Source organism: Ruegeria hyattellae, assembly GCF_041537925.1.
Classification (GTDB): domain Bacteria; phylum Pseudomonadota; class Alphaproteobacteria; order Rhodobacterales; family Rhodobacteraceae; genus Ruegeria_C.
The window spans coordinates 434,055-452,636 of sequence record NZ_JBGOSH010000003.1 but is presented as its reverse complement, the minus strand read 5'-3'; the positions used below and the strand labels follow the sequence as shown (position 1 = coordinate 452,636).

The 18,582-nt window shown below is 61.3% G+C and carries 18 protein-coding genes; 12 read left to right on the top strand and 6 right to left on the bottom strand.

Annotated features, from left to right (window positions below):
* Nucleotides 1-4 precede the first annotated feature (4 nt).
* A complete protein-coding gene (locus tag AB1E33_RS09685) occupies nucleotides 5-775 on the top strand; it encodes a LamB/YcsF family protein (RefSeq protein ID WP_372577057.1) in 771 nt (256 codons plus the stop codon).
* Nucleotides 776-839: 64 nt separating this feature from the next.
* Here the strand turns inward: AB1E33_RS09685 and AB1E33_RS09680 are convergent, their stop codons facing one another.
* Nucleotides 840-2,264: a D-alanyl-D-alanine carboxypeptidase family protein gene (locus AB1E33_RS09680; RefSeq protein ID WP_372577056.1), complete on the bottom strand. Its 1,425-nt coding sequence runs from the start codon at nucleotides 2,262-2,264 to the stop codon at nucleotides 840-842.
* Between the two features lie 236 nt (nucleotides 2,265-2,500).
* The gene (locus tag AB1E33_RS09675) at nucleotides 2,501-3,202 is read right to left on the bottom strand and encodes an HAD family hydrolase (protein WP_372577055.1); all 702 of its coding nucleotides are present in this window, start codon (nucleotides 3,200-3,202) and stop codon (nucleotides 2,501-2,503) included.
* 91 nt (nucleotides 3,203-3,293) lie between these two features.
* Between AB1E33_RS09675 and clpS the strand changes: the two genes are divergently transcribed.
* The 4 genes from clpS (at nucleotide 3,294) to hemF (ending at nucleotide 6,429) form a co-directional block, all read left to right on the top strand.
* On the top strand, nucleotides 3,294-3,635 hold the full coding sequence (clpS, locus tag AB1E33_RS09670) for an ATP-dependent Clp protease adapter ClpS (protein ID WP_372577054.1): 342 nt from the start codon (nucleotides 3,294-3,296) through the stop codon (nucleotides 3,633-3,635).
* Between the two features lie 75 nt (nucleotides 3,636-3,710).
* The gene (locus tag AB1E33_RS09665; protein ID WP_372577053.1) at nucleotides 3,711-4,691 is read left to right on the top strand and encodes a class I SAM-dependent methyltransferase; all 981 of its coding nucleotides are present in this window, start codon (nucleotides 3,711-3,713) and stop codon (nucleotides 4,689-4,691) included.
* A gap of 19 nt (nucleotides 4,692-4,710) precedes the next feature.
* The gene (locus AB1E33_RS09660) at nucleotides 4,711-5,514 is read left to right on the top strand and encodes an SDR family NAD(P)-dependent oxidoreductase (protein ID WP_372577052.1); all 804 of its coding nucleotides are present in this window, start codon (nucleotides 4,711-4,713) and stop codon (nucleotides 5,512-5,514) included.
* A gap of 21 nt (nucleotides 5,515-5,535) precedes the next feature.
* Nucleotides 5,536-6,429, top strand: a complete 894-nt coding sequence (gene hemF / locus AB1E33_RS09655) for an oxygen-dependent coproporphyrinogen oxidase (RefSeq protein ID WP_372577051.1) — start codon at nucleotides 5,536-5,538, stop codon at nucleotides 6,427-6,429.
* Here the strand turns inward: hemF and AB1E33_RS09650 are convergent.
* A complete protein-coding gene (locus AB1E33_RS09650) occupies nucleotides 6,426-7,370 on the bottom strand; it encodes a fatty acid desaturase family protein (protein ID WP_372577050.1) in 945 nt (314 codons plus the stop codon). The two genes, hemF and AB1E33_RS09650, sit on opposite strands and share 4 nt — an antisense overlap.
* Nucleotides 7,371-7,435: 65 nt before the next feature.
* On the bottom strand, nucleotides 7,436-8,395 hold the full coding sequence (gene hemC / locus AB1E33_RS09645; RefSeq protein WP_372577049.1) for a hydroxymethylbilane synthase: 960 nt from the start codon (nucleotides 8,393-8,395) through the stop codon (nucleotides 7,436-7,438).
* A 105-nt stretch (nucleotides 8,396-8,500) separates the two neighbouring features.
* Between hemC and hemE the strand changes: the two genes are divergently transcribed.
* On the top strand, nucleotides 8,501-9,535 hold the full coding sequence (gene hemE, locus AB1E33_RS09640; RefSeq protein WP_372577048.1) for a uroporphyrinogen decarboxylase: 1,035 nt from the start codon (nucleotides 8,501-8,503) through the stop codon (nucleotides 9,533-9,535).
* Between the two features lie 7 nt (nucleotides 9,536-9,542).
* On the opposite strand, the gene AB1E33_RS09635 is transcribed toward hemE, so the two are convergent.
* Together AB1E33_RS09635 and AB1E33_RS09630 are read right to left on the bottom strand one after the other, a co-directional pair.
* Complete coding sequence (locus tag AB1E33_RS09635) at nucleotides 9,543-10,631, bottom strand: CaiB/BaiF CoA transferase family protein (protein WP_372577047.1); 1,089 nt, start codon at nucleotides 10,629-10,631, stop codon at nucleotides 9,543-9,545.
* A gap of 23 nt (nucleotides 10,632-10,654) precedes the next feature.
* Nucleotides 10,655-11,635 (bottom strand): DMT family transporter, encoded by a 981-nt coding sequence (locus AB1E33_RS09630; RefSeq protein ID WP_372577046.1) that lies wholly within the window; start codon nucleotides 11,633-11,635, stop codon nucleotides 10,655-10,657.
* A 203-nt stretch (nucleotides 11,636-11,838) separates the two neighbouring features.
* Here AB1E33_RS09630 and AB1E33_RS09625 point away from each other — a divergent pair, with 203 nt between their 5' ends.
* The 6 genes from AB1E33_RS09625 to uvrC all read left to right on the top strand — a co-directional run bounded on the left by AB1E33_RS09625 (nucleotide 11,839) and on the right by uvrC (nucleotide 18,517).
* Nucleotides 11,839-12,768, top strand: coding sequence for an ABC transporter ATP-binding protein (locus AB1E33_RS09625; RefSeq protein ID WP_372577045.1), 930 nt, complete (start codon nucleotides 11,839-11,841; stop codon nucleotides 12,766-12,768).
* Nucleotides 12,765-13,526, top strand: coding sequence for an ABC transporter permease (locus tag AB1E33_RS09620; protein ID WP_372577044.1), 762 nt, complete (start codon nucleotides 12,765-12,767; stop codon nucleotides 13,524-13,526). Before AB1E33_RS09625 ends, AB1E33_RS09620 begins: the two co-directional genes overlap by 4 nt.
* A gap of 107 nt (nucleotides 13,527-13,633) precedes the next feature.
* Nucleotides 13,634-14,431: a S49 family peptidase gene (locus tag AB1E33_RS09615; RefSeq protein ID WP_372577043.1), complete on the top strand. Its 798-nt coding sequence runs from the start codon at nucleotides 13,634-13,636 to the stop codon at nucleotides 14,429-14,431.
* Between the two features lie 168 nt (nucleotides 14,432-14,599).
* Complete coding sequence (locus AB1E33_RS09610; RefSeq protein ID WP_372577042.1) at nucleotides 14,600-15,550, top strand: calcium/sodium antiporter; 951 nt, start codon at nucleotides 14,600-14,602, stop codon at nucleotides 15,548-15,550.
* A 22-nt stretch (nucleotides 15,551-15,572) separates the two neighbouring features.
* Nucleotides 15,573-16,352 carry an SDR family oxidoreductase gene (locus AB1E33_RS09605; protein WP_372577041.1) on the top strand — a complete coding sequence of 260 codons (780 nt, stop codon included), beginning with the start codon at nucleotides 15,573-15,575 and terminating at the stop codon, nucleotides 16,350-16,352.
* Nucleotides 16,353-16,651: 299 nt separating this feature from the next.
* Nucleotides 16,652-18,517, top strand: a complete 1,866-nt coding sequence (gene uvrC / locus AB1E33_RS09600; RefSeq protein WP_372577040.1) for an excinuclease ABC subunit UvrC — start codon at nucleotides 16,652-16,654, stop codon at nucleotides 18,515-18,517.
* Nucleotides 18,518-18,582 lie beyond the last annotated feature (65 nt).

Genomic DNA, 18,582 nt, shown 5'->3' with positions numbered 1-18,582 from the left:
GCGCATGACCTCAGTGGATCTGAATGCCGATATGGGCGAAAGCTTTGGCCCCTGGAAGATGGGCGATGACGAGAGCCTGCTGGACATCATCACCAGCGCCAATATAGCCTGCGGCTTCCACGCGGGCGATCCGGATGTGATGGCCAGCACCATGGCTCTGGCGGCGCGGAACGGGGTTGGCATCGGGGCGCATCCCGGTTTCGGTGACCTTCAGGGCTTTGGCCGCCGTCGCATGGTGCTGCCGCAGGACAGCCTGCGCAATCTGGTGCGCTACCAGCTCGGCGCGGCGCGGGGGATGGCGCAGGCGCTGGGGACGCAGGTGCGGCATCTGAAGCTGCACGGCGCGCTCTCAAACATGGCCTGTACCGACTACGACATGGCGCGCGCCTGTTACGAGGCGGCGCTGGAGGTTGACCCCGACATCATCATCATGGTGCTGGCCGCGACCGAGATGGAGCGCGTGGTACGCGATCTGGGCTGTCGCTGGGTGGGCGAGATCTTTGCCGACCGGGCCTACAATGATGACGGTACACTGGTGGATCGTTCGTTGCCGGGCGCGGTGATCCATGACCCCGAACTGGCGGGGCCGCGTATCCTCGAGATGGTCCGCGAAGGGGCGATCATCACCGAAAGCGGCAAGCGTATCGAGACCTCGATCGATACGATCTGCCTGCATGGCGATACGCCAACCGCCGTACAACTCGCAGGCTCTGTCCGGAGCTGCCTCACTGATGGCGGTGTTGATGTGACGATGTTTTCCGGGCCCGGTAGCTGACAAAAAAAGACGGCCACGTGGTGGGGCGTGGCCGTCAGATCGTCATGGTCCGGGTCTTTTTTTATTAGGAGGGCCCGATCATGAAACACGTGACGTTGCGGGCCTGAAGCCTGCGGCAGGCCAAGTCGGCCTGTTCGCGCGTCATGCCCTGAAACGTCGCTTCAAACCCTTTCGATGATTTGTTTACCTTGCGCAGCGTGCCATCAAGTGTCGACATCTCGGCCAGAGCGGTGCGCAGCAGTACCTTCTCGGCCTTGTAGCGGGTCGTATACCGGCCCACATTGACACCCCAATGATGTCCGCCCGAGGTCGAAAGCCGCGTGACAATCTCTGGCTTCGCGGCCGGTGTGCTCACACCGGGGGTCGCGTTCGCCAGCACCAATTTCTCGGGTCGCATGGCGGGGCGGGTAGCCGAAGAGGGCTGCGGCGTTACGGTTTTTGATCCAACATCTGCCGCCACGATGGCTGCGGTGATGCCGGCCTGAATCCGGTCGCCATTCTGCTGGGCGTTTACCGCCACCGCACTGGCGACCACGGTCGCATCCGCGCTTGGGCGGATACGTGGCCGGAGGCTTTTCTTGGGTGCACTCGCCAGACGGATAGTTTTGCCCTGGTCGGTATCGCCAAGACCCGAATTGCCAGCATAGGCCGGGCGACCCGGCTTGCGGATCGGCGCACGTGAGGGCGCGCGGCGGAACCCCATATCAAGCAGCTCGGCCACCCGTGCATTGCGCGACGCGGTGGATTGACCGCCAAAGACGGTGGCGATCACGCGCTCGTTGCCGCGTTTTGCCGACGCCACAAGGTTGAAGCCCGCAGCGCGGGTATATCCGGTTTTTATCCCGTCGGCGCCCTTATAGGCACCCAGCAGACGGCGGTTGGTGTTGTTCACCGTCTTGATCCCGGCATGGGTCGATTTGCGCGAGAACAGATTGTAATATTGCGGATAATCATACAGCAGATGACGGCCCAGATTGGTCATGTCACGCGCTGTCGACAGATGCCCCTTTTCGGTCAGGCCATGCGCGTTCTTGAACGTTGTACGCGTCATTCCCATCGCTTTGGCGGTCCGTGTCATCCGGCGCGCAAAGGCGGCCTCGGATCCGCTGATGGTGATCCCGATGGCGGTGGCCGCGTCATTGGCCGATTTTACCGCAGCCGCGCGGATCAGGTAGCGAAACGCGATTTTCTGACCTGAGCGCAACCCCAGTTTCGAAGGAGGTTCCGCCGCGGCTGCTCTGGGAATGCGCACCTGCGTGTCCAGGTCGATCTCGCCATTTCGAATCGCTTCGAACGCGATGTAGAGGGTCATCATCTTGGTCAAAGACGCGGGATGTAGCCGCGTATCCGCGTTGCGTGAATGCAGAACCTCTCCTGTTCTCGCATCTATCACCATCGCCGCATAGGGCGCTGCCGCGACACTGAGCGGCAACAGCACGCAGAGCCACAGAAGTGTGAGTATAATAAGGCCCCATCGGGCCGGTTTCATCCGCCGAACCTGCACGATCATTTCTCTATCTGCCTCTGGCCGCCTGATTATTTCGGGCTGGCTCTGTTTGATAATTGCCTCAACGCTAACACAGTGGCGGATTGAAATAAACGGTGAGATTCAGTCGAACGCAAAAATTGGGACAAATGGGAAACCCATATCTAGTGGTTGAACTCAGCTTTTCCGCTAAGAATGCGATTGCCTAAAAATTGCTGCGTTTTCTTAATGTGCCGGGCTTACCCCAACATGCGGACCAAATCCGGAAGGCCCGACAAATCAGGCAGTTCGTGGAACCGGGCCGCGTGGTCCGGTGTCTCGGCCCGTTCCAGATCCCACAGCAACGCGTGCGGTACGTGAACACCCCAGCCGCCGACCTGAATGACCGGCGCCACATCCGAGCGAATGGAATTGCCGACCATCATCGCGTGTTCCGCGCCCTCACCGTGGCGTGCAAAGAGTTCGGCATACACCCCCGCGGTCTTTTCCGAAACGATCTCGACCGCGTTGAAGAGATCACCCAAACCCGATTGGGCCAGCTTGCGTTCCTGATCCAGCAGATCGCCCTTGGTCACTAAGATGACCCGATGGGTATCTGCCACCGTCGAGACCGCTTCGCCCGCATGTGGCAGCAATTCGATAGGATGGGCCAGCATGTCGTGGCCGGCTTCGATCAGTTCGCGGATCGCCGAAGTGGGCACGCGGTCGTCGGTGACCTCCAGCGCGGTTTCGATCATCGACAGAACAAAGCCTTTGATACCATAACCGTAGCGGCCCAAATTGCGCCTCTCGGCTGCCAGCAATCGATCCATCAAATGGTCGCGTTCGGCGTGATTCGACAGCAAATCTGCAAATCGGTCTTGGGTCAGTTGGAAGAAACGCTCATTGTGCCAGAGCGTGTCGTCGGCGTCGAAACCGACAAGGGTCAGGTTGCGTGACATGCGGTTTGTGATCGCGGGCTCTTTTCGTGGGTCATGGAAAAGGTATATAACCCCCTATGTAATTTCCAAGCGAGAGCGGATTCTCTGCACCATGCAGCTTTTTCCTGTCACACTATCGAACGAGCCGGACGAGGATCCGGCCCTGTCGATTCTGGTCGAAACCCGGCCCAAGACCCAACGCCCGCCGCTCTACAAGGTGCTGCTGCTGAATGACGACTATACGCCGATGGAATTCGTTGTGCATGTGCTGGAGCGGTTTTTCGGCATGACCCATGCACAGGCCTTCGAGGTGATGCTGACTGTGCACAAGAAAGGGGTCGCGGTTGTGGGCGTCTTCAGCCACGAGATTGCCGAAACCAAGGTCGGTCAGGTCATGGATTTCGCCCGCCGCCATCAACACCCGCTGCAATGCACCATGGAAAAAGAGGAGTGAGGCGGTTGACCGCCCCGACCTCAGAGCGCAGGCTCGCCCGCACCATTCGGTGACGGCGCAGGATCAACCCACGCGATGTCAATACGCCTAGACCTTGCCCGCGACAGTGGCCTGACCTTGTCGGATGCGCTGTCCGTCATGCTGCCCACCCCGGCGCAGGACCTGTCCGATCTGCCCCGGACAACCGAGGTGGTGCAGCCGTTCAAACCGTTCCACGACCATTTCACGGATCAGGGGTTCCACTGCGCCCATGCCAGCGACGCCCCCTGCAATGATGTCATCCTGTTTATCCCGCGCGCCAAAGCACAGGCACGGGTGCTGCTGCATCAGGCCTGCCAGCGGGCCAGCGGTTGGGTCGTGGTGGACGGGGCCAAGACCGATGGCATCGACAGTCTGTTGAAAGAGGTGCGCAAGCGCGTGCCGGTCGAGGGACCGATTTCCAAGGCCCATGGCAAAATCTTCTGGTTCGGGGCCAACGCGGAGGCGTTTTCGGAATGGGCAATGGCGGGCACCGCGCTGCCCGGCGGCTACAGAACCGTGCCGGGAGTGTTCTCGTCGGGCGGGGTCGACCCGGCATCCGAGCTGCTGATCCAGGCCATGCCGGACCGCCCCGGCGCTAGAATCGCCGATCTGGGGGCCGGCTGGGGGTATCTGTCCGCGCAGCTTCTGGGTCGTGATGGCGTGCAATCGCTCGATCTGGTCGAGGCCGATCATACCGCGTTGGACTGCGCGCGCCAAAACGTCAACGACCCACGTGCCCGGTTCCACTGGGCCGATGCCCTGACCTGGACCGCACCCGAGCCGCTGGATACCGTTGTCATGAACCCGCCTTTTCACACGTCGCGCGCCGCCGTTCCCGCGCTTGGCCGTGGCTTCATCGCGGTGGCCGCGCGCGCGCTTGCGCCCAATGGCCAGCTATGGATGGTGGCCAATCGCCATCTGCCCTACGAGGCCGCGCTCGAGGCGCATTTCACCCGGTTTGAAGAACATCGCGGCGATGGCCGTTTCAAGATATTCAACGCCTCTCGCCCGCGCCGCCGGGTCGGGGCAACCTGAGCAAGAGCGGGAGGAACAGATGTCTTATTCCATTGCCGGAAAGACAGCCATCGTCACCGGTGCAGCCGCTGGCATTGGTCTGGCGATCGGCCGCCATTTCGCCGACAAGGGCGCCAATGTCGTGTTCGCCGACATGGACGAGAAACGCCTGGCCTCGGAACTGGGCGAGAACGGCGAGACCGAGAATATCCGCTATTTCGCGGGTGATCTGCGCGAAAGGCTGACGCTGGCCAATCTGCTCTCGGCATCGCTCGACGCGTTCGATCAGGTCGACATTCTGGTCAACGGGGCGCGGCAGGTGGTGCCGACCGATCCGTTGGACATGGATGACGAATCGACCCAGACGCTGCTGAACCAGAACCTGATGCCGGCCTTGCGGCTCAGCCAACTGGTGGCGAAGCGGATGATCAAGCAGGCCGGTGACAACGAGGACGCACGGCAGGCAGGCGCGATCATCAACCTGTCATCGGTGGCAGCGCGGCGCACCCACCCCAACCTACTGGCCTATTCGGTCTCAACGGCGGCGCTGGATCAGATGACCCGCTCGCTGGCGGTGGCGATGGCACCGCACCACATCCGGGTGAACGCGATCGCGCTGGGCTCGATCATGAGCGCGTCGCTGCAGGCCGCGCTCAAGGACAACCGCGAATACCGCCGCGATATTGAGAACCACACGCCGCTGGGTCGGATCGCGGCCGCCACCGAACTGGCCGAGGCGGCGCAGTTTCTCGCCTCTGAGGCGTCAGGCTTCATGACCGGTCAGATCATGACGCTGGATGGCGGGCGTACCCTGTTGGACCCCGTCGAGGCCCCGGCTCACTGACATGCTGAAGAAAGACATGGAATGACCCAGGCAATGGATGCCCAAAAGGCACAAGCGGCAGCTTGGTTCCGCAAGTTGCGCGACGAGATCGTTGCCGCTTTCGAAGGGCTGGAGGACAGCCACACGACGGGGCCGCTTGCGGACGCTTCTGCGGGCCGGTTCGAGGCTAAAGAGACCCGGCGCACATCCGAGGACGGATCGGATGCAGGCGGCGGGCTGATGTCGGTGATGCGCGGCGGGCGCGTGTTCGAAAAGGTGGGTGTGAACGTGTCCGAGGTCTATGGCACCTTGTCAGACCGCGCGCAGTCGGCCATGGCCGCGCGCAAGGGCCTGCCGGGGATGAAGGATGATCCACGCTTCTGGGCCTCGGGAATCTCTCTGGTCGCCCATATGCAGAACCCACATGTGCCTGCTGTTCACATGAACACCCGGATGTTCTGGACCCCGCATGCCTGGTGGTTCGGCGGGGGCTCCGATCTAAATCCCTGTATCGAGTATGCCGAGGACACCACCCATTTCCACGCCACCCAGAAAGCGCATCTGGACCCGCACGGGGCCGGGCATTATCCGCGGCTTAAGGACTGGGCGGATGAGTATTTCTACATCCCCCACCGCAAGCGCGCGCGTGGCGTGGGTGGGATCTTCATGGATGATTACTGCACCGGCGACTGGGACGCGGATTTTGCACTGACGCAAGATATTGGCTGCGCCTTTCTGCCCGCCTTTGTGCCTCTGGTCGAGAAGCGGCGTGTGCAGCCGTGGTCAGACGCCGACAAAGAGGTGCAGTACCGGCACCGGGGTCTCTATGCCGAATACAACCTTGTCTATGACCGGGGCACGAAATTCGGGTTGGAGACGGGCCACGATCCTGACGCGGTGCTGATGAGCCTGCCGCCGATTGCAAAGTGGTACTAGGCTGACCGCCACCCGGCCTCGCGCATCGCCGCACCATAGCTGGGGGCCATGTTCATCTGCCTACCATAGCCTTTGCCCAGCAGCAGCTTGTGCAGCTTGGGGAGGTTATAGCAGGGCACATGCATGATCATGTGGTGTTCGAGGTGGTAGTTGACCCAGTAGGGCGCCACAAAAAGCCGCGCCACGGGCCCGGCCAGTGTCGTGCGCACATTTCGGAACGGGTCGTCGGATTGTTCAGTCGCGCCATGTTCGGCGATATTGCGCACCCTCAGAACCAACTGGAACCACGTGAGATAAGGCAACAGCCAGAAGGCCAGCCCCCACCACCAGTCGCCAACCAGTCCCATGATCAGCATCACCCCCAGAAAAACGGGCACCGTAACCCAGAAATGCAAGCTCTTGAAGCTCTGGGCGAAATCGGCCTCTGCCGCTTCTATCGCCTCATGATCCCCCGCCATGCGCAGTGCCATGGAGATCTGCCCCACCAGTTGCTTCACCCCGGTCTGCCCGGTCAGATCCCGTGTGAATTTGCGCCGCATCGAGGCATGCGAGGTCGGGAATTTCGATGAAAGCGGCAGGTCGGGATCCTTGTCGGACTGGGTAAAGCGGTGATGGGTCAGGTGATAGCGTCGGTAAGCGTCGAGGTCGGCCAGAATGGGCTGTGCGCAAAACCACGAGCCCACGACATCATTGAGGTGCTGACGCTGGAACAGCGCGTTATGCGCGGCCTCATGCATCAGGATCGCCAGCCCCAATTGACGCGACCCAACGATCATCACGGCGAGCAGAAAGGTCAGCGGGTTGGGCCAGAACCCGAACAGAATAAGCGCCAGCGCAATTGTACCCCAGCAATGCAGCACCAGCCAGGCACCCCGTAAGTCCGACCGGGCGGCCAGGGGGCGAATCTCGTCAGATGTCAGATAGGTCTTTCCCGGAGTCATGGCGGGCCACCTCCCTACGCTAAGTGTCCCAGAGACAGCGGGCCTTTGTCAAACAGGCCGTGGCGTCAGTCGCGCCACTCGAAGAAGCCTTCGCCCGCTTGCCGCAGCATGTCTTCGGCCATGTCGCGGCCGAGTTCTACGCCATCCGCAACCGTGCAGGAGCGGTCTTCGAAAACCGCCTCAGACCCGTCGGGGCGCAGGACCTGACCACGCAGGCGCAACGTGTCGCCATCGATCTCGGCCAACCCGGCAATCGGCGTTTCACAGGACCCGTCCAGAGCGGCCAGAAAGGCACGTTCGGCGGCCAGCCGGCGCTGAGTTTCTTCATGGTGAATGCGGGCCAGCAATGCGCCTGCGCGATCATCATCGCCGCGCCGCTCAATCCCGATGGCGCCTTGCGCAATGGCAGGCAGCATGTCGTCCGGCGAGATCGGAGTCGCGGGCACCTCACCCATGTCCAGCCGGTTCAGCCCGGCCAGCGCCAGAAAGGTGCATTCCGCCACGCCTTCGGACAGCTTGCGCAGGCGGGTCTGCACATTGCCCCGGAACTCCACCACATTCAGGTCGGGCCGGCGATTCAGTAATTGCGCGCGCCGGCGCAGCGACGAGGTCCCGACAACCGCGCCCTCGGGCAGGTCGTCCAGCGTGGTCAGCCCAGGTGAGATAAAGGCGTCGCGCACGTCTTCGCGCTGCAGGAACGTGTCCAGCACAAGCCCCTCGGGCTGCGCGACCGGCATGTCCTTGGTCGAATGTACCGCGATGTCGATATCGCCGCGCAGCATCGCCTCTTCGATCTCTTTGGTGAACAGGCCCTTGTTGCCGATCTCTTTCAGCGGCCGGTCCGCGTCGATCAGTTTGCGATTGTCGCCGCTGGTCATGATCACGGTGATCTCGAACGCGTCATGCGGCAGGTCATGCGCCTTGGCGAGGCGTTCGCGGGTTTCATAAGCTTGCGCCAGCGCAAGCGGCGAACCACGGGTGCCGATTTTCAGCGGGTCGGACGGGGAGGGCAGAGCATGTGTCATGACGCACAGCTTTAGTCGCGTCACTTTGCCCTGACAACGGGGGAATGCTTGACAAATTGCCGCTCAGCATAGACCGGTGTTGCGCAATCAGATTTAGGGACAGGCATGGCCGTGACAAAAACGATACTGCGCGCATTGGCGGGTGAGGTTCAGGACATGCCGCCGATCTGGATGATGCGGCAGGCGGGACGCTACCTGCCCGAATACCGCGCCACCCGCGCGCAGGCGGGCGATTTCCTGTCGCTGTGCTACAATCCCGAACTGGCGGCAGAGGTCACGCTGCAACCGATCCGCCGCTATGGGTTTGATGCGGCAATCCTTTTTGCCGATATCCTGCTGGTGCCGCAGGCGCTGGGCGCGGATCTGTGGTTCGTGACGGGCGAGGGGCCACGGCTGTCGACCATCACGACACAGGCCGAGTTCGATGCGCTCAAACCGGCGATGGATATTCACGAGACTCTTTCCCCGATCTATGAGACCGTTCGCATCCTGTCGCGGGAATTGCCGTCTGAGACCACGTTGATCGGCTTTGCAGGCGCGCCCTGGACCGTGGCGACCTACATGATTGCCGGGCGCGGCACGCCTGACCAGGGTCCGGCCCATGCGCTGCGGCTGGAAAACCCGGCGCTGTTTGATGCGCTGATCAGCCGGATCACGGCGGCGACCATCGACTATCTCTCGATGCAGATCGAGGCCGGGGCAGAAGTGGTGAAGATTTTCGACAGCTGGGCCGGGTCATTGCCCGACGATGCGTTTGAGAAATACGCGGTCGAGCCGACCCGAGCGATCACGCGAGCGCTCAAAGATCGCCACCCCGGCATCCCGGTCATCGGATTCCCGCGCGAGGCCGGAGAACACTATGTGGGCTTTGCTCGCAAAACCGGCGTTGACTGTGTTGCTCTGGACAATTCCGCCGACCCGGATTGGGCGGCGCGCCATGTGCAGGTCGATGGTTGCGTGCAGGGCAATCTGGCATCGCGGCATATGGTGACCGGCGGGCAGGCGCTGGTGGATGAGACCCGGCAGATCGTGCAGGCGTTTTCCAGGGGGCCACATATCTTCAATCTGGGCCACGGCATCACGCCGGATGCTGATCCGGAGAATGTGCAACTGATGATCGACACGGTGCGCGGCAACTAAGACCCATTCAGGGCGTGGCGGGAAACTGCGCCCGGATTTCCTCGCTGTGCTCTCCCCGCTGCGGGGCGGGCTGTGGGATTGTCGTCTGGCCATCGAAGCGTGGGGCGGGCGCGGCTTGCAGAGCGCCCTCCGTCTCTCGCCAGACCTGCCGATGCTGGTTCATGGCATGGTCCCGGGCCTCTATCGGGCTCAGAACCGGTGCGACGCAGGCGTCGCTGCCCTCGAACATCTCGGTCCAATGCGCACGGCTGTGCTGGTCAAAGATCGCGCTCAGCCGTTGGGTCAGACGCGGCCAGAGCGCGCGGTCGAATTGCCGGGCAAACTCGGCGTCCTCTTCCAGCCCCAGATGGCTCAGGAATTGCTGGTAGAATTTCGGCTCAAGACATTGCACCGAAACATAGCCGCCATCTGAGCAGTGATAGGTCCGGCTCCAATGCGGGCCGTCCAGCAGGCTTTCGCCTCGCATCTCGGACAGATTGCCGGATTGCCGCAGGCTCATCAGCAGGTTCATCATATGCGCCGAGCCGTCATAGATCGCCGCATCCACGACTGTGCCGCTGCCACTGACCCGTGCCTTCAGCAACCCCGCAAGTATCCCGGACACCAGATACATCGCACCGCCGCCGATATCGCCCACCAGCGTGGCCGGTGACAGCGGCGCCTCACCCGGGGCAGAGCCATACCAGAGCGCGCCAGACAGGCCGATATAGTTCAGATCATGCCCGGCGGCAGAGGCCAGCGGGCCGTCTTGTCCCCAACCGGTCATGCGACCATAGACTAGGCTCGGGTTGCGCGCATGGCAGGTCTCGGGGCCGAGGCCCAGCTTTTCCATCACACCGGGGCGGAACCCTTCGATCAGCGCGTCGCAACCGGCAACGATCCGCTGCGCGGTCTCATAGTCGTCCTGGTCCTTGAGATTCAGCTCGATCGAGCGTTTGCCGCGATCCAACAGCGACCTGTCCGGCTGACCGGGATTTGGAGGACCTCCCTTACGGTGAATGACGATCACATCGGCCCCCAGATCAGCCAGCGTCATTGCCGCGAAGGGAGCAGGGCCAAGCCCTTCAAATTCAACGATGCGTATTCCGTCCAGCATTAACGTCCCCTGTCCCGTTTGCCTTACCGTGGAACACTGACGCGCCGCCGCGCAAGCCTTCGTGACTTCTGTTGTTCTCGCAGGAAGACGAACAGGCCCGCGCCCATGATCAGGATCATGCCGATCCAGATCTCGAGATCGGGCAATTCCGACCAAATCAGCCAGCCCCAGAACACCGCCATCGGCAACCCGACATATTCGAAGGGCGAGAGGGTGGCGGCGTCGGCCAGCCGGTAGGCCTGGCTCAGCGTGTAGCCGATTACCGCGACATTCATGCCCAACGCCAGCAGGAAAATCCAGTCGCCCTCGCCGGGCCAGACCCAGGCCCGGAACAAAAACAACAGGCTGGGGTCATCTGTGCCTTCGGCAAAGCGCCCGTCGCCCGCGATCAGGTAAAAGCCCAGAGAGACAAGGATAAACACGGCCTGCATGTAACAGGCCAGCGCCGAGGCCTTGGTCGTCGCGCCAAGCTTGCGCGTCATCAGTTGCAGCAGCGCATAGGTCAGCGCTGCGAGCAGCGGCAGCAGCAGCACAAGGCGGTTGGCCACCAGGGCGTCGCCGCTTTCCCAAGGTCGCTGCATGATGATCACGCCGATGAAGCCGACCACAACTGCGCCAATTCGCAGCGGCCCGACCTTCTCACCCAGCATCGGGATCGACAGTAGCGTAATAAAAAGCGGCGCCACGAAAAACAGCGCTGTAACATCGGCCAGAGGCATCACCGCCAGCGCCATAAAGAAGCACATGTTCGAGGCCACTACCAGCAGGCCTCGCAACAGATGCAGCAGCGGTTGCCGGGTTTTGAGGATCGAAAAGCCTCCCTCATACTGAACCAGCGCAAGGGTGAGGATCAGCCCGATCGATGCACGGAACATCACGATCTGATGCAACGGGTAGTCGCCCGACAACTGCTTGATGATCATGTCGTTGATCGAGATGCAGATCATGCCGACAACAATGCAGGCGATCCCGGCGGCGGGCCGGTTTTGGGCCAAAGTCTCCATGTGATGCTCCTCCGGCGCACCATGAATTTGCGCGCCCGGTGGTTCAGGGCTATCAGAGCCGGGCCTCATGTCCATAAGTATTGCGACGAAATCTGTCGCAATTCCCGGATCATCTGCGCATTCCTGTGGGGTTTTTTGTGCATTTGCGCCCTGTCGTCCCGATCCGTCGCGCGATAGGATCGCCGGCGGAACAGGGGCGGCACATGAGCACAATTCTCTCGATCAAGGATCTCAGGAAATCTTACGCGGACGGTTTCGAGGCCCTGAAAGGTGTCACGCTGGACATCGAAGAGGGCGAGATACTTGCCCTTCTGGGCCCGAACGGGGCAGGCAAGACCACCATGATCTCGACGATCTGCGGGATCACCATGCCGACCTCGGGCCAGGTAACCGTCGGGGGCCATGATATCCTGAGCGAGTATCGCGCGGCGCGGCGGATGATCGGCCTTGTGCCGCAGGAGATCGCGTTGGAACCCTTCGAAAAAGTGATCAACACCGTGCGACTCTCGCGCGGCCTGTTCGGGCTGGGGCGCGATGATGCACGGATCGAGGATATTCTGCGCAAACTGTCGCTGTGGGACAAACGCCGGAATGCTGTCAAAGAACTGTCGGGCGGCATGAAACGCCGGGTGCTGATCGCCAAGGCGCTGGCGCATGACCCGCGCATCCTGTTCTTAGACGAGCCCACCGCCGGCGTGGATGTCGAACTGCGCAAGGACATGTGGGAGATCGTGCGCGAACTCAAGCAAAACGGCGTGACGATCATCCTGACCACTCACTACATCGAAGAAGCCGAGGCCATCGCTGACCGTGTCGGCGTCATCAATGGCGGCGAGTTGCTGCTGGTTGAGGACAAGGACAGCCTGATGGCGCAGATGGGCAAGAAACATATCGAGGTGATGCTCACTGAACCCGTCGATGCGATCCCCGAGGCGCTGCGGGACTATGACCTGACCTTGAACGGGGCGGGGGAGTCCTTTGTCTATTCCTATGACATCCACGGTGAGCGGACCGGCATCACCTCGCTTCTGAACGACGTGGCCAAGGCCGGGCTGGTGCTGCGCGACGTGCAGACACGGCAAAGCAGCCTTGAGGAAATCTTCGTCAACCTCGTGTCAGGAGAGCAGGCATGAACTGGGCTGCTATTGCCGCCATCTACCGATTCGAGATGGCCCGCTTTTTCCGCACGCTGGCGCAGAGTTTTTTCTCGCCCGTCCTGTCGACCTCGCTTTATTTTATTGTCTTCGGAACTGCCATCGGCAGCCGGATCGAGACGATCGAGGGCGTGTCCTATGGTGCGTTCATCGTGCCGGGGCTGGTGATGCTGTCGGTGGTGACGCTGTCGATTTCGAACGCCTCGTTTGGGATCTATTTCCCGAAATTCCTCGGTACAATCTACGAGCTTCTGTCCGCGCCCATCAATTTTCTCGAAGTGGTTATCGGCTATGTTGGCGCCGCCGCGACCAAGGCGCTTTTCGTGGGGCTGGTGATATTGGGGACCGCCACGTTCTTTGTCGATATGCGGATCGAACACCCGATTGCCATGGCGGCCTTTCTGATCCTGACCTGCCTCAGCTTTTCGTTGCTGGGGTTCATCGTCGGCATCTGGGCCAGTAATTTCGAGCAGATGTCACTGATCCCGCAACTGGTGATTACACCGCTGATCTTTCTGGGTGGCACATTCTATTCGATCACCATGCTGCCGCCGGTCTGGCAGACCATCACCCTGTTCAATCCGGTGGTCTATCTGGTGTCCGGATTCCGGTGGTCTTTCTACGGTCTGGCCGATGTGCCGATCTTTTTTAGCCTGCTGGCAATTGCTGCCTTTACCGGCATTTGCCTTGCCATCATCTGGTGGATATTCAAGACTGGCTGGCGCATCCGCAACTAGGAGCACGTTGCAAATATGTCCGCCCGGCCGTTGAAACGCGCCCAAGCACGCCAATACTGCGGCTGCGTACCTTGTCTGCGACGAAACGGCAATCTACATGGGCATTCATGAAACTGCGCCTCCCATTCCTTAATAACCCGCCTCTTGTCGCCGTGGTCCGCCTGTCCGGGGCCATCGGGATGAGCGGTCGCGGCACTCTCAATGACGTCACGCTGGCCCCGATGCTGGAACGCGCCTTCCGGCGTGGCAAGCCCGCTGCCGTTGCGCTCCAGATCAACTCACCCGGTGGCTCGCCGGTGCAAAGCTCGCTGATCGGATCGCGCATTCGTCGCCTGTCCGAAGAGCTGAGCGTGCCGGTCTATGCCTTTGTCGAGGATGTCGCCGCATCGGGTGGCTACTGGCTGGCGTCGGCGGCGGATGAGATCTGGGCCGATGAAAGCTCGGTCGTGGGGTCCATCGGCGTGATCTCGTCCGGGTTCGGCGCTCATATTTTCCTGGCGCGGCAAGGGATCGAACGCCGGGTTCACACGGCGGGCCGGTCGAAATCCATGCTCGATCCGTTTGCGCCCGAAAAGGAAGAGGACGTCTCGCGCCTCAAGGTGCTTTTGGCTGAGATGCACCAGACCTTCATCAATCAGATCAAGACCCGGCGCGGTGACAAGCTGAACGACAATGGCAACCTGTTCACCGGAGAATTCTGGTTGGCACGGCGCGCACAGGAACTGGGCCTGATCGACGGCATCGGCCATCTCAAACCCAAGATGCAGGAACGGTTCGGGGAAAAAGTGCAGTTCCGCCGCTATGGCCTCAAGAAACCAATCCTTCTGCGCCTGGGCGCTCAGGTGGCGCAGGACGCTGTCGCCGGGCTGGAGGAGCGGGCGGCCTACGCGCGCTTTGGTCTCTGACGTGATTTTGAAAGTTGTCCTTCTTTTTCTAATCGGCATGGCGGTTCTGGCAATGTTCGGCAAATTGCGATTTCCGGGCCAGACTAAGTTGCGCTCGGCCCGGTGTACGGGCTGCGGACGGTTTCGTATCGGTAAGGGACCGTGCCGCTGCGGGCAGGGGGGGCGTTCATGACAGCGTGGCTGCTTTCCAGCCTCGGTCTGATCATCCTGCTGCTGGCGGGTGACGTGCTGGTCCGTGGCGCGGTCAACCTGAGCCTGCGTCTGGGCGTGCCCGCCCTGATCGTCAGCCTGACCATCGTTGCCTTCGGAACGTCGGCGCCTGAATTGCTGATCGCGATCAAGGCTGTTGAAGAGAACGCCCCGGGCATCGCGCTGGGCAACGTCGTCGGTTCGAACACCGCCAATATCCTGCTGGTGCTGGGCCTGCCCGCGCTGCTGGCCACCCTGCACACCAGCGAGTGCAACAGTCGCAAAACCTATGTTTTCATGCTGGTATCTTCGGTGCTGTTCATTGGGCTGGCCTTTCTGGGCGAGTTCACCTTCTGGAGCGGCGCGATCCTGCTGGCCGTACTGGCGCTGGTGCTGGCAGATGCGTTCCGCGATGCTAAGGCGCATCGCAGGGCCTGCGGTGCCGCGGATGAGGTGGAGGATCTGGAAGAGGCCGATCCCGATATGCCGTTCTGGCGCATTGGCCTCTATCTGCTATTGGGCATCATCGGCCTTCCGATGGGCGCGCATCTGCTGGTGGAAAGCGCCACCGTGATCGCCCGCACCTATCATGTCAGCGAAACCGTGATCGGCCTGACACTGGTGGCGATCGGGACCTCTTTGCCAGAGCTTGCGACTACGGTCATGGCGGCGCTGCGCCGTCAGGCGGATGTGGCGCTGGGCAATGTGATCGGGTCGAACATGTTCAACCTGCTGGCCATCATCGGCATTGCCACATGGTTCGGTCCGATTCCGGTCGATCCCGAGTTTTTGGAGTTCGACCTCTGGGTCATGCTGGGTGCGTCGGTGCTGCTGTTCCCGTTTGTGTTCGGGAAAAAGGACATCACCCGGATTTGGGGGGTGATCCTTACCACCCTCTACGTCGTATATATCGTGAGCGTTTTGCTGTAACCCGCAGCGGGGGAGTTTGGGCATGGCCCGTGCATTGGTCACAGGTGCAGGTATTCGGCTTGGCCGCGAGATGGCGCTCTATCTGGCGCAGCGCGGCTTTGATGTGGCAGTGCATTACGCGACCTCGGAAACCCCCGCAAATGACACGGCGGAGTCCATCAGGGCGCAGGGACGCTCAGCGGTCGTGCTGAAAGCGGACTTGGTGAACGAGGCCGAGGTCGAGGCGCTGTTGCCGCGCGCGGCGCAGGAGCTGGGCGGGCCGGTCACCTGTCTGGTGAACAACGCCTCGGTCTTTGAATACGACAATATCCACTCAGCGACCCGGCACGGTTGGGACCGGCATCTGGAAAGCAACCTGCGCGCACCCTTCGTGCTGACGCAGGCCATGGCGAACCAGGGTTTTGCGATCCGGACTGACGAAAATGACGAACCCCAGGCCACCGGGCTGATCGTCAACATGATCGACATGCGGGTGCGCAAGCTGACGCCCGAATTCATGACCTATACGATCGCGAAATCCGGACTGTGGACCCTGACCCAGACGGCGGCGCAGGCGCTGGCCCCCGCCATCCGCGTGAACGCTATCGGGCCGGGTCCGACCCTGCGCGGACACCGGCAATCCGAGGCGCATTTCGCCGCGCAACGCGCCAACACGATCTCGGGGCGGGGATCGAACCCGTCGGATATTACCGCCGCGCTGGGGTATTTGCTGGACGCGCACGCGGTCACCGGGCAGCTGATCTGCGTCGATGGCGGCCAGCATCTTGGTTGGAAAACGCCAGATGTTCTGGGCGTTGAATAAGCCTGCGCGATGCAAGTTTTGCACCGCTCGCATTTCTGTTACTTAATCGTTACAAAAATGTCTTTATTTTCATACACTTGCTACGTATCAAAAAATATTCACTTTGAAAACAATGTGTTATGTTAGCGCCTAATTTTTGTGCAAATCAACGAAGCCCCCTGTTTTCAACGAATTTCTGTGGTTGGCGGGAAGATATACGCATGGTTATCCACAGAAGCCGTGGATTTGTTTTCCCTTGAACTGACCCTCGCAAGATTGCAGCCCCCCGCCCAGAATCATATCTGTGGGCCATGAATGAAGTGCCCGACAGAATCACCGATCCCGCGCCCGTGGGCTATGCCTGCATTCAGGCCTATCTGAAAACGCTGGACAGCTCGCCCGGCGTGTACCGGATGCTGGATGCGCAGGCGCGGGTTCTTTACGTGGGAAAGGCGCGCAATCTGCGGGCGCGGGTGTCAAACTATTCCCGCCCTGGCCACTCTCCGCGGATCGAGCGGATGATCGGCGAGACCGCCTCGATGATGTTCCTGACCACGCGCACCGAAACCGAGGCGCTGTTGCTGGAACAGAACCTCATCAAGCAGCTCAAACCGAAATACAACGTGCTGCTGCGCGACGATAAGAGCTTTCCCAACATTCTTGTCTCGAAGCAGCATGGCTTTGCGCAGATCAAGAAGCATCGCGGTGCGAAGAAGGAAAAAGGCACCTATTTTGGCCCATTCGCCAGCGCGGGTGCCGTAAACCGGACGCTGAACCAGTTGCAAAAGGCGTTTCAACTGCGCAACTGCTCGGATTCCATGTTCGACAGCCGGACGCGGCCCTGCCTGCTGTATCAGATCAAGCGTTGTTCCGGTCCCTGCGTCGGGCTGATCTCGGAACCGGATTACGCCGCGCGCGTAAAGGACGCCGAACGGTTCCTGTCCGGGCGATCCACCCGAGTGCAGGAGGAACTGGCCGAACAGATGCAACTGGCCTCGGACGCGATGGAGTTCGAACGCGCCGCGGGCCTCCGCGACCGGATCAAGGCGCTGACCAGCGTGCAGACCAGCCAGGGCATCAACCCTCGCGGTGTGAGCGAGGCGGATGTGATCGCGCTGCACATGGATAGTGGTCAGGCCTGCGTGCAGGTGTTTTTCATCCGGGCCAATCAGAACTGGGGCAATCGCGATTTCTATCCCCGCGTTGGCGCAGATGTCTCAGCGGCCGAGGTGATGGAGGCGTTTCTGGGCCAGTTCTATGATAACAAGGAACCGCCGCGTCAGTTGATCCTGTCCGATGCGATCGAAAACGCTGATCTCATGACCGAAGCGTTGACCGAGAAAGCCGGGCGCAAAGTCGAGATACTGGTGCCGCAGCGCGGAGAGAAGGCCGAACTGGTGTCGGGTGCTCTGCGCAATGCGCGCGAGTCGCTGGGCCGTCGCATGTCGGAAAGCGCCACCCAGGCCAAGCTGTTGCGCGGGCTGGCCGAGGCGTTTGATCTGGATGCGCCGCCCGAACGGATCGAGGTCTATGACAACTCGCATATCCAGGGCACCAACGCGGTCGGCGCAATGATCGTGGCCGGGCCCGAGGGGTTCATGAAAAACGCCTATCGCAAGTTCAACATTCGCGGCAATGACCTGACCCCGGGCGATGATTTCGGCATGATGAAAGAGGTTCTGAATCGTCGTTTCGCCCGCCTGCTGAAAGAGGATCCCGATCGCGAAATGGCGCTTTGGCCCGACTTGCTGCTGATCGATGGCGGGGCCGGTCAGGTCAGCGCCGTGCAGGAGATCATGACCGCACATGGTGTCGATGACATTGCCATGGTGGGCGTCGCAAAGGGCGTCGACCGCGACCACGGCAAAGAGGAATTCTACCGCACCGGCCAACCCGTCTTTGCGCTGAAACGCAACGATCCCGTGCTGTATTTCGTGCAGCGTCTCAGGGATGAGGCGCATCGGTTCGCCATCGGCACCCACCGGGCCAAGCGCGCCAAGGCAGTGGGCGCCACGCCGCTTGATGAGATTGCCGGAGTGGGTGCGGCGCGCAAACGGGCTCTGCTGGCGCATTTTGGCAGCGCCAAGGCCGTCAGCCGCGCCAATCTGGCCGATCTCAAGGCGGTCGAGGGCATCTCGGCCGGGCTCGCGCAAAAAGTCTATGATTTCTTCCACGACAAAGGCTAAATCAGTGGCTGCGAGATTTATCGCACCTCATCTTCCAGTTCCCGCAACGCCGGGATAAGGTCCGG

Excerpts from the sequence above, each read along its gene's own strand:
- AB1E33_RS09685 (WP_372577057.1), top strand. The coding sequence starts at position 5 with ATGACCTCAGTGGATCTGAATGCCGATATGGGCGAAAGCTTTGGCCCC.
- AB1E33_RS09680 (WP_372577056.1), bottom strand. The coding sequence starts at position 2,264 with ATGAAACCGGCCCGATGGGGCCTTATTATACTCACACTTCTGTGGCTC.
- AB1E33_RS09675 (WP_372577055.1), bottom strand. The coding sequence starts at position 3,202 with ATGTCACGCAACCTGACCCTTGTCGGTTTCGACGCCGACGACACGCTC.
- clpS (WP_372577054.1), top strand. The coding sequence starts at position 3,294 with ATGCAGCTTTTTCCTGTCACACTATCGAACGAGCCGGACGAGGATCCG.
- AB1E33_RS09665 (WP_372577053.1), top strand. The coding sequence starts at position 3,711 with ATGTCAATACGCCTAGACCTTGCCCGCGACAGTGGCCTGACCTTGTCG.
- AB1E33_RS09660 (WP_372577052.1), top strand. The coding sequence starts at position 4,711 with ATGTCTTATTCCATTGCCGGAAAGACAGCCATCGTCACCGGTGCAGCC.
- hemF (WP_372577051.1), top strand. The coding sequence starts at position 5,536 with ATGACCCAGGCAATGGATGCCCAAAAGGCACAAGCGGCAGCTTGGTTC.
- AB1E33_RS09650 (WP_372577050.1), bottom strand. The coding sequence starts at position 7,370 with ATGACTCCGGGAAAGACCTATCTGACATCTGACGAGATTCGCCCCCTG.
- hemC (WP_372577049.1), bottom strand. The coding sequence starts at position 8,395 with ATGACACATGCTCTGCCCTCCCCGTCCGACCCGCTGAAAATCGGCACC.
- hemE (WP_372577048.1), top strand. The coding sequence starts at position 8,501 with ATGGCCGTGACAAAAACGATACTGCGCGCATTGGCGGGTGAGGTTCAG.
- AB1E33_RS09635 (WP_372577047.1), bottom strand. The coding sequence starts at position 10,631 with ATGCTGGACGGAATACGCATCGTTGAATTTGAAGGGCTTGGCCCTGCT.
- AB1E33_RS09630 (WP_372577046.1), bottom strand. The coding sequence starts at position 11,635 with ATGGAGACTTTGGCCCAAAACCGGCCCGCCGCCGGGATCGCCTGCATT.
- AB1E33_RS09625 (WP_372577045.1), top strand. The coding sequence starts at position 11,839 with ATGAGCACAATTCTCTCGATCAAGGATCTCAGGAAATCTTACGCGGAC.
- AB1E33_RS09620 (WP_372577044.1), top strand. The coding sequence starts at position 12,765 with ATGAACTGGGCTGCTATTGCCGCCATCTACCGATTCGAGATGGCCCGC.
- AB1E33_RS09615 (WP_372577043.1), top strand. The coding sequence starts at position 13,634 with ATGAAACTGCGCCTCCCATTCCTTAATAACCCGCCTCTTGTCGCCGTG.
- AB1E33_RS09610 (WP_372577042.1), top strand. The coding sequence starts at position 14,600 with ATGACAGCGTGGCTGCTTTCCAGCCTCGGTCTGATCATCCTGCTGCTG.
- AB1E33_RS09605 (WP_372577041.1), top strand. The coding sequence starts at position 15,573 with ATGGCCCGTGCATTGGTCACAGGTGCAGGTATTCGGCTTGGCCGCGAG.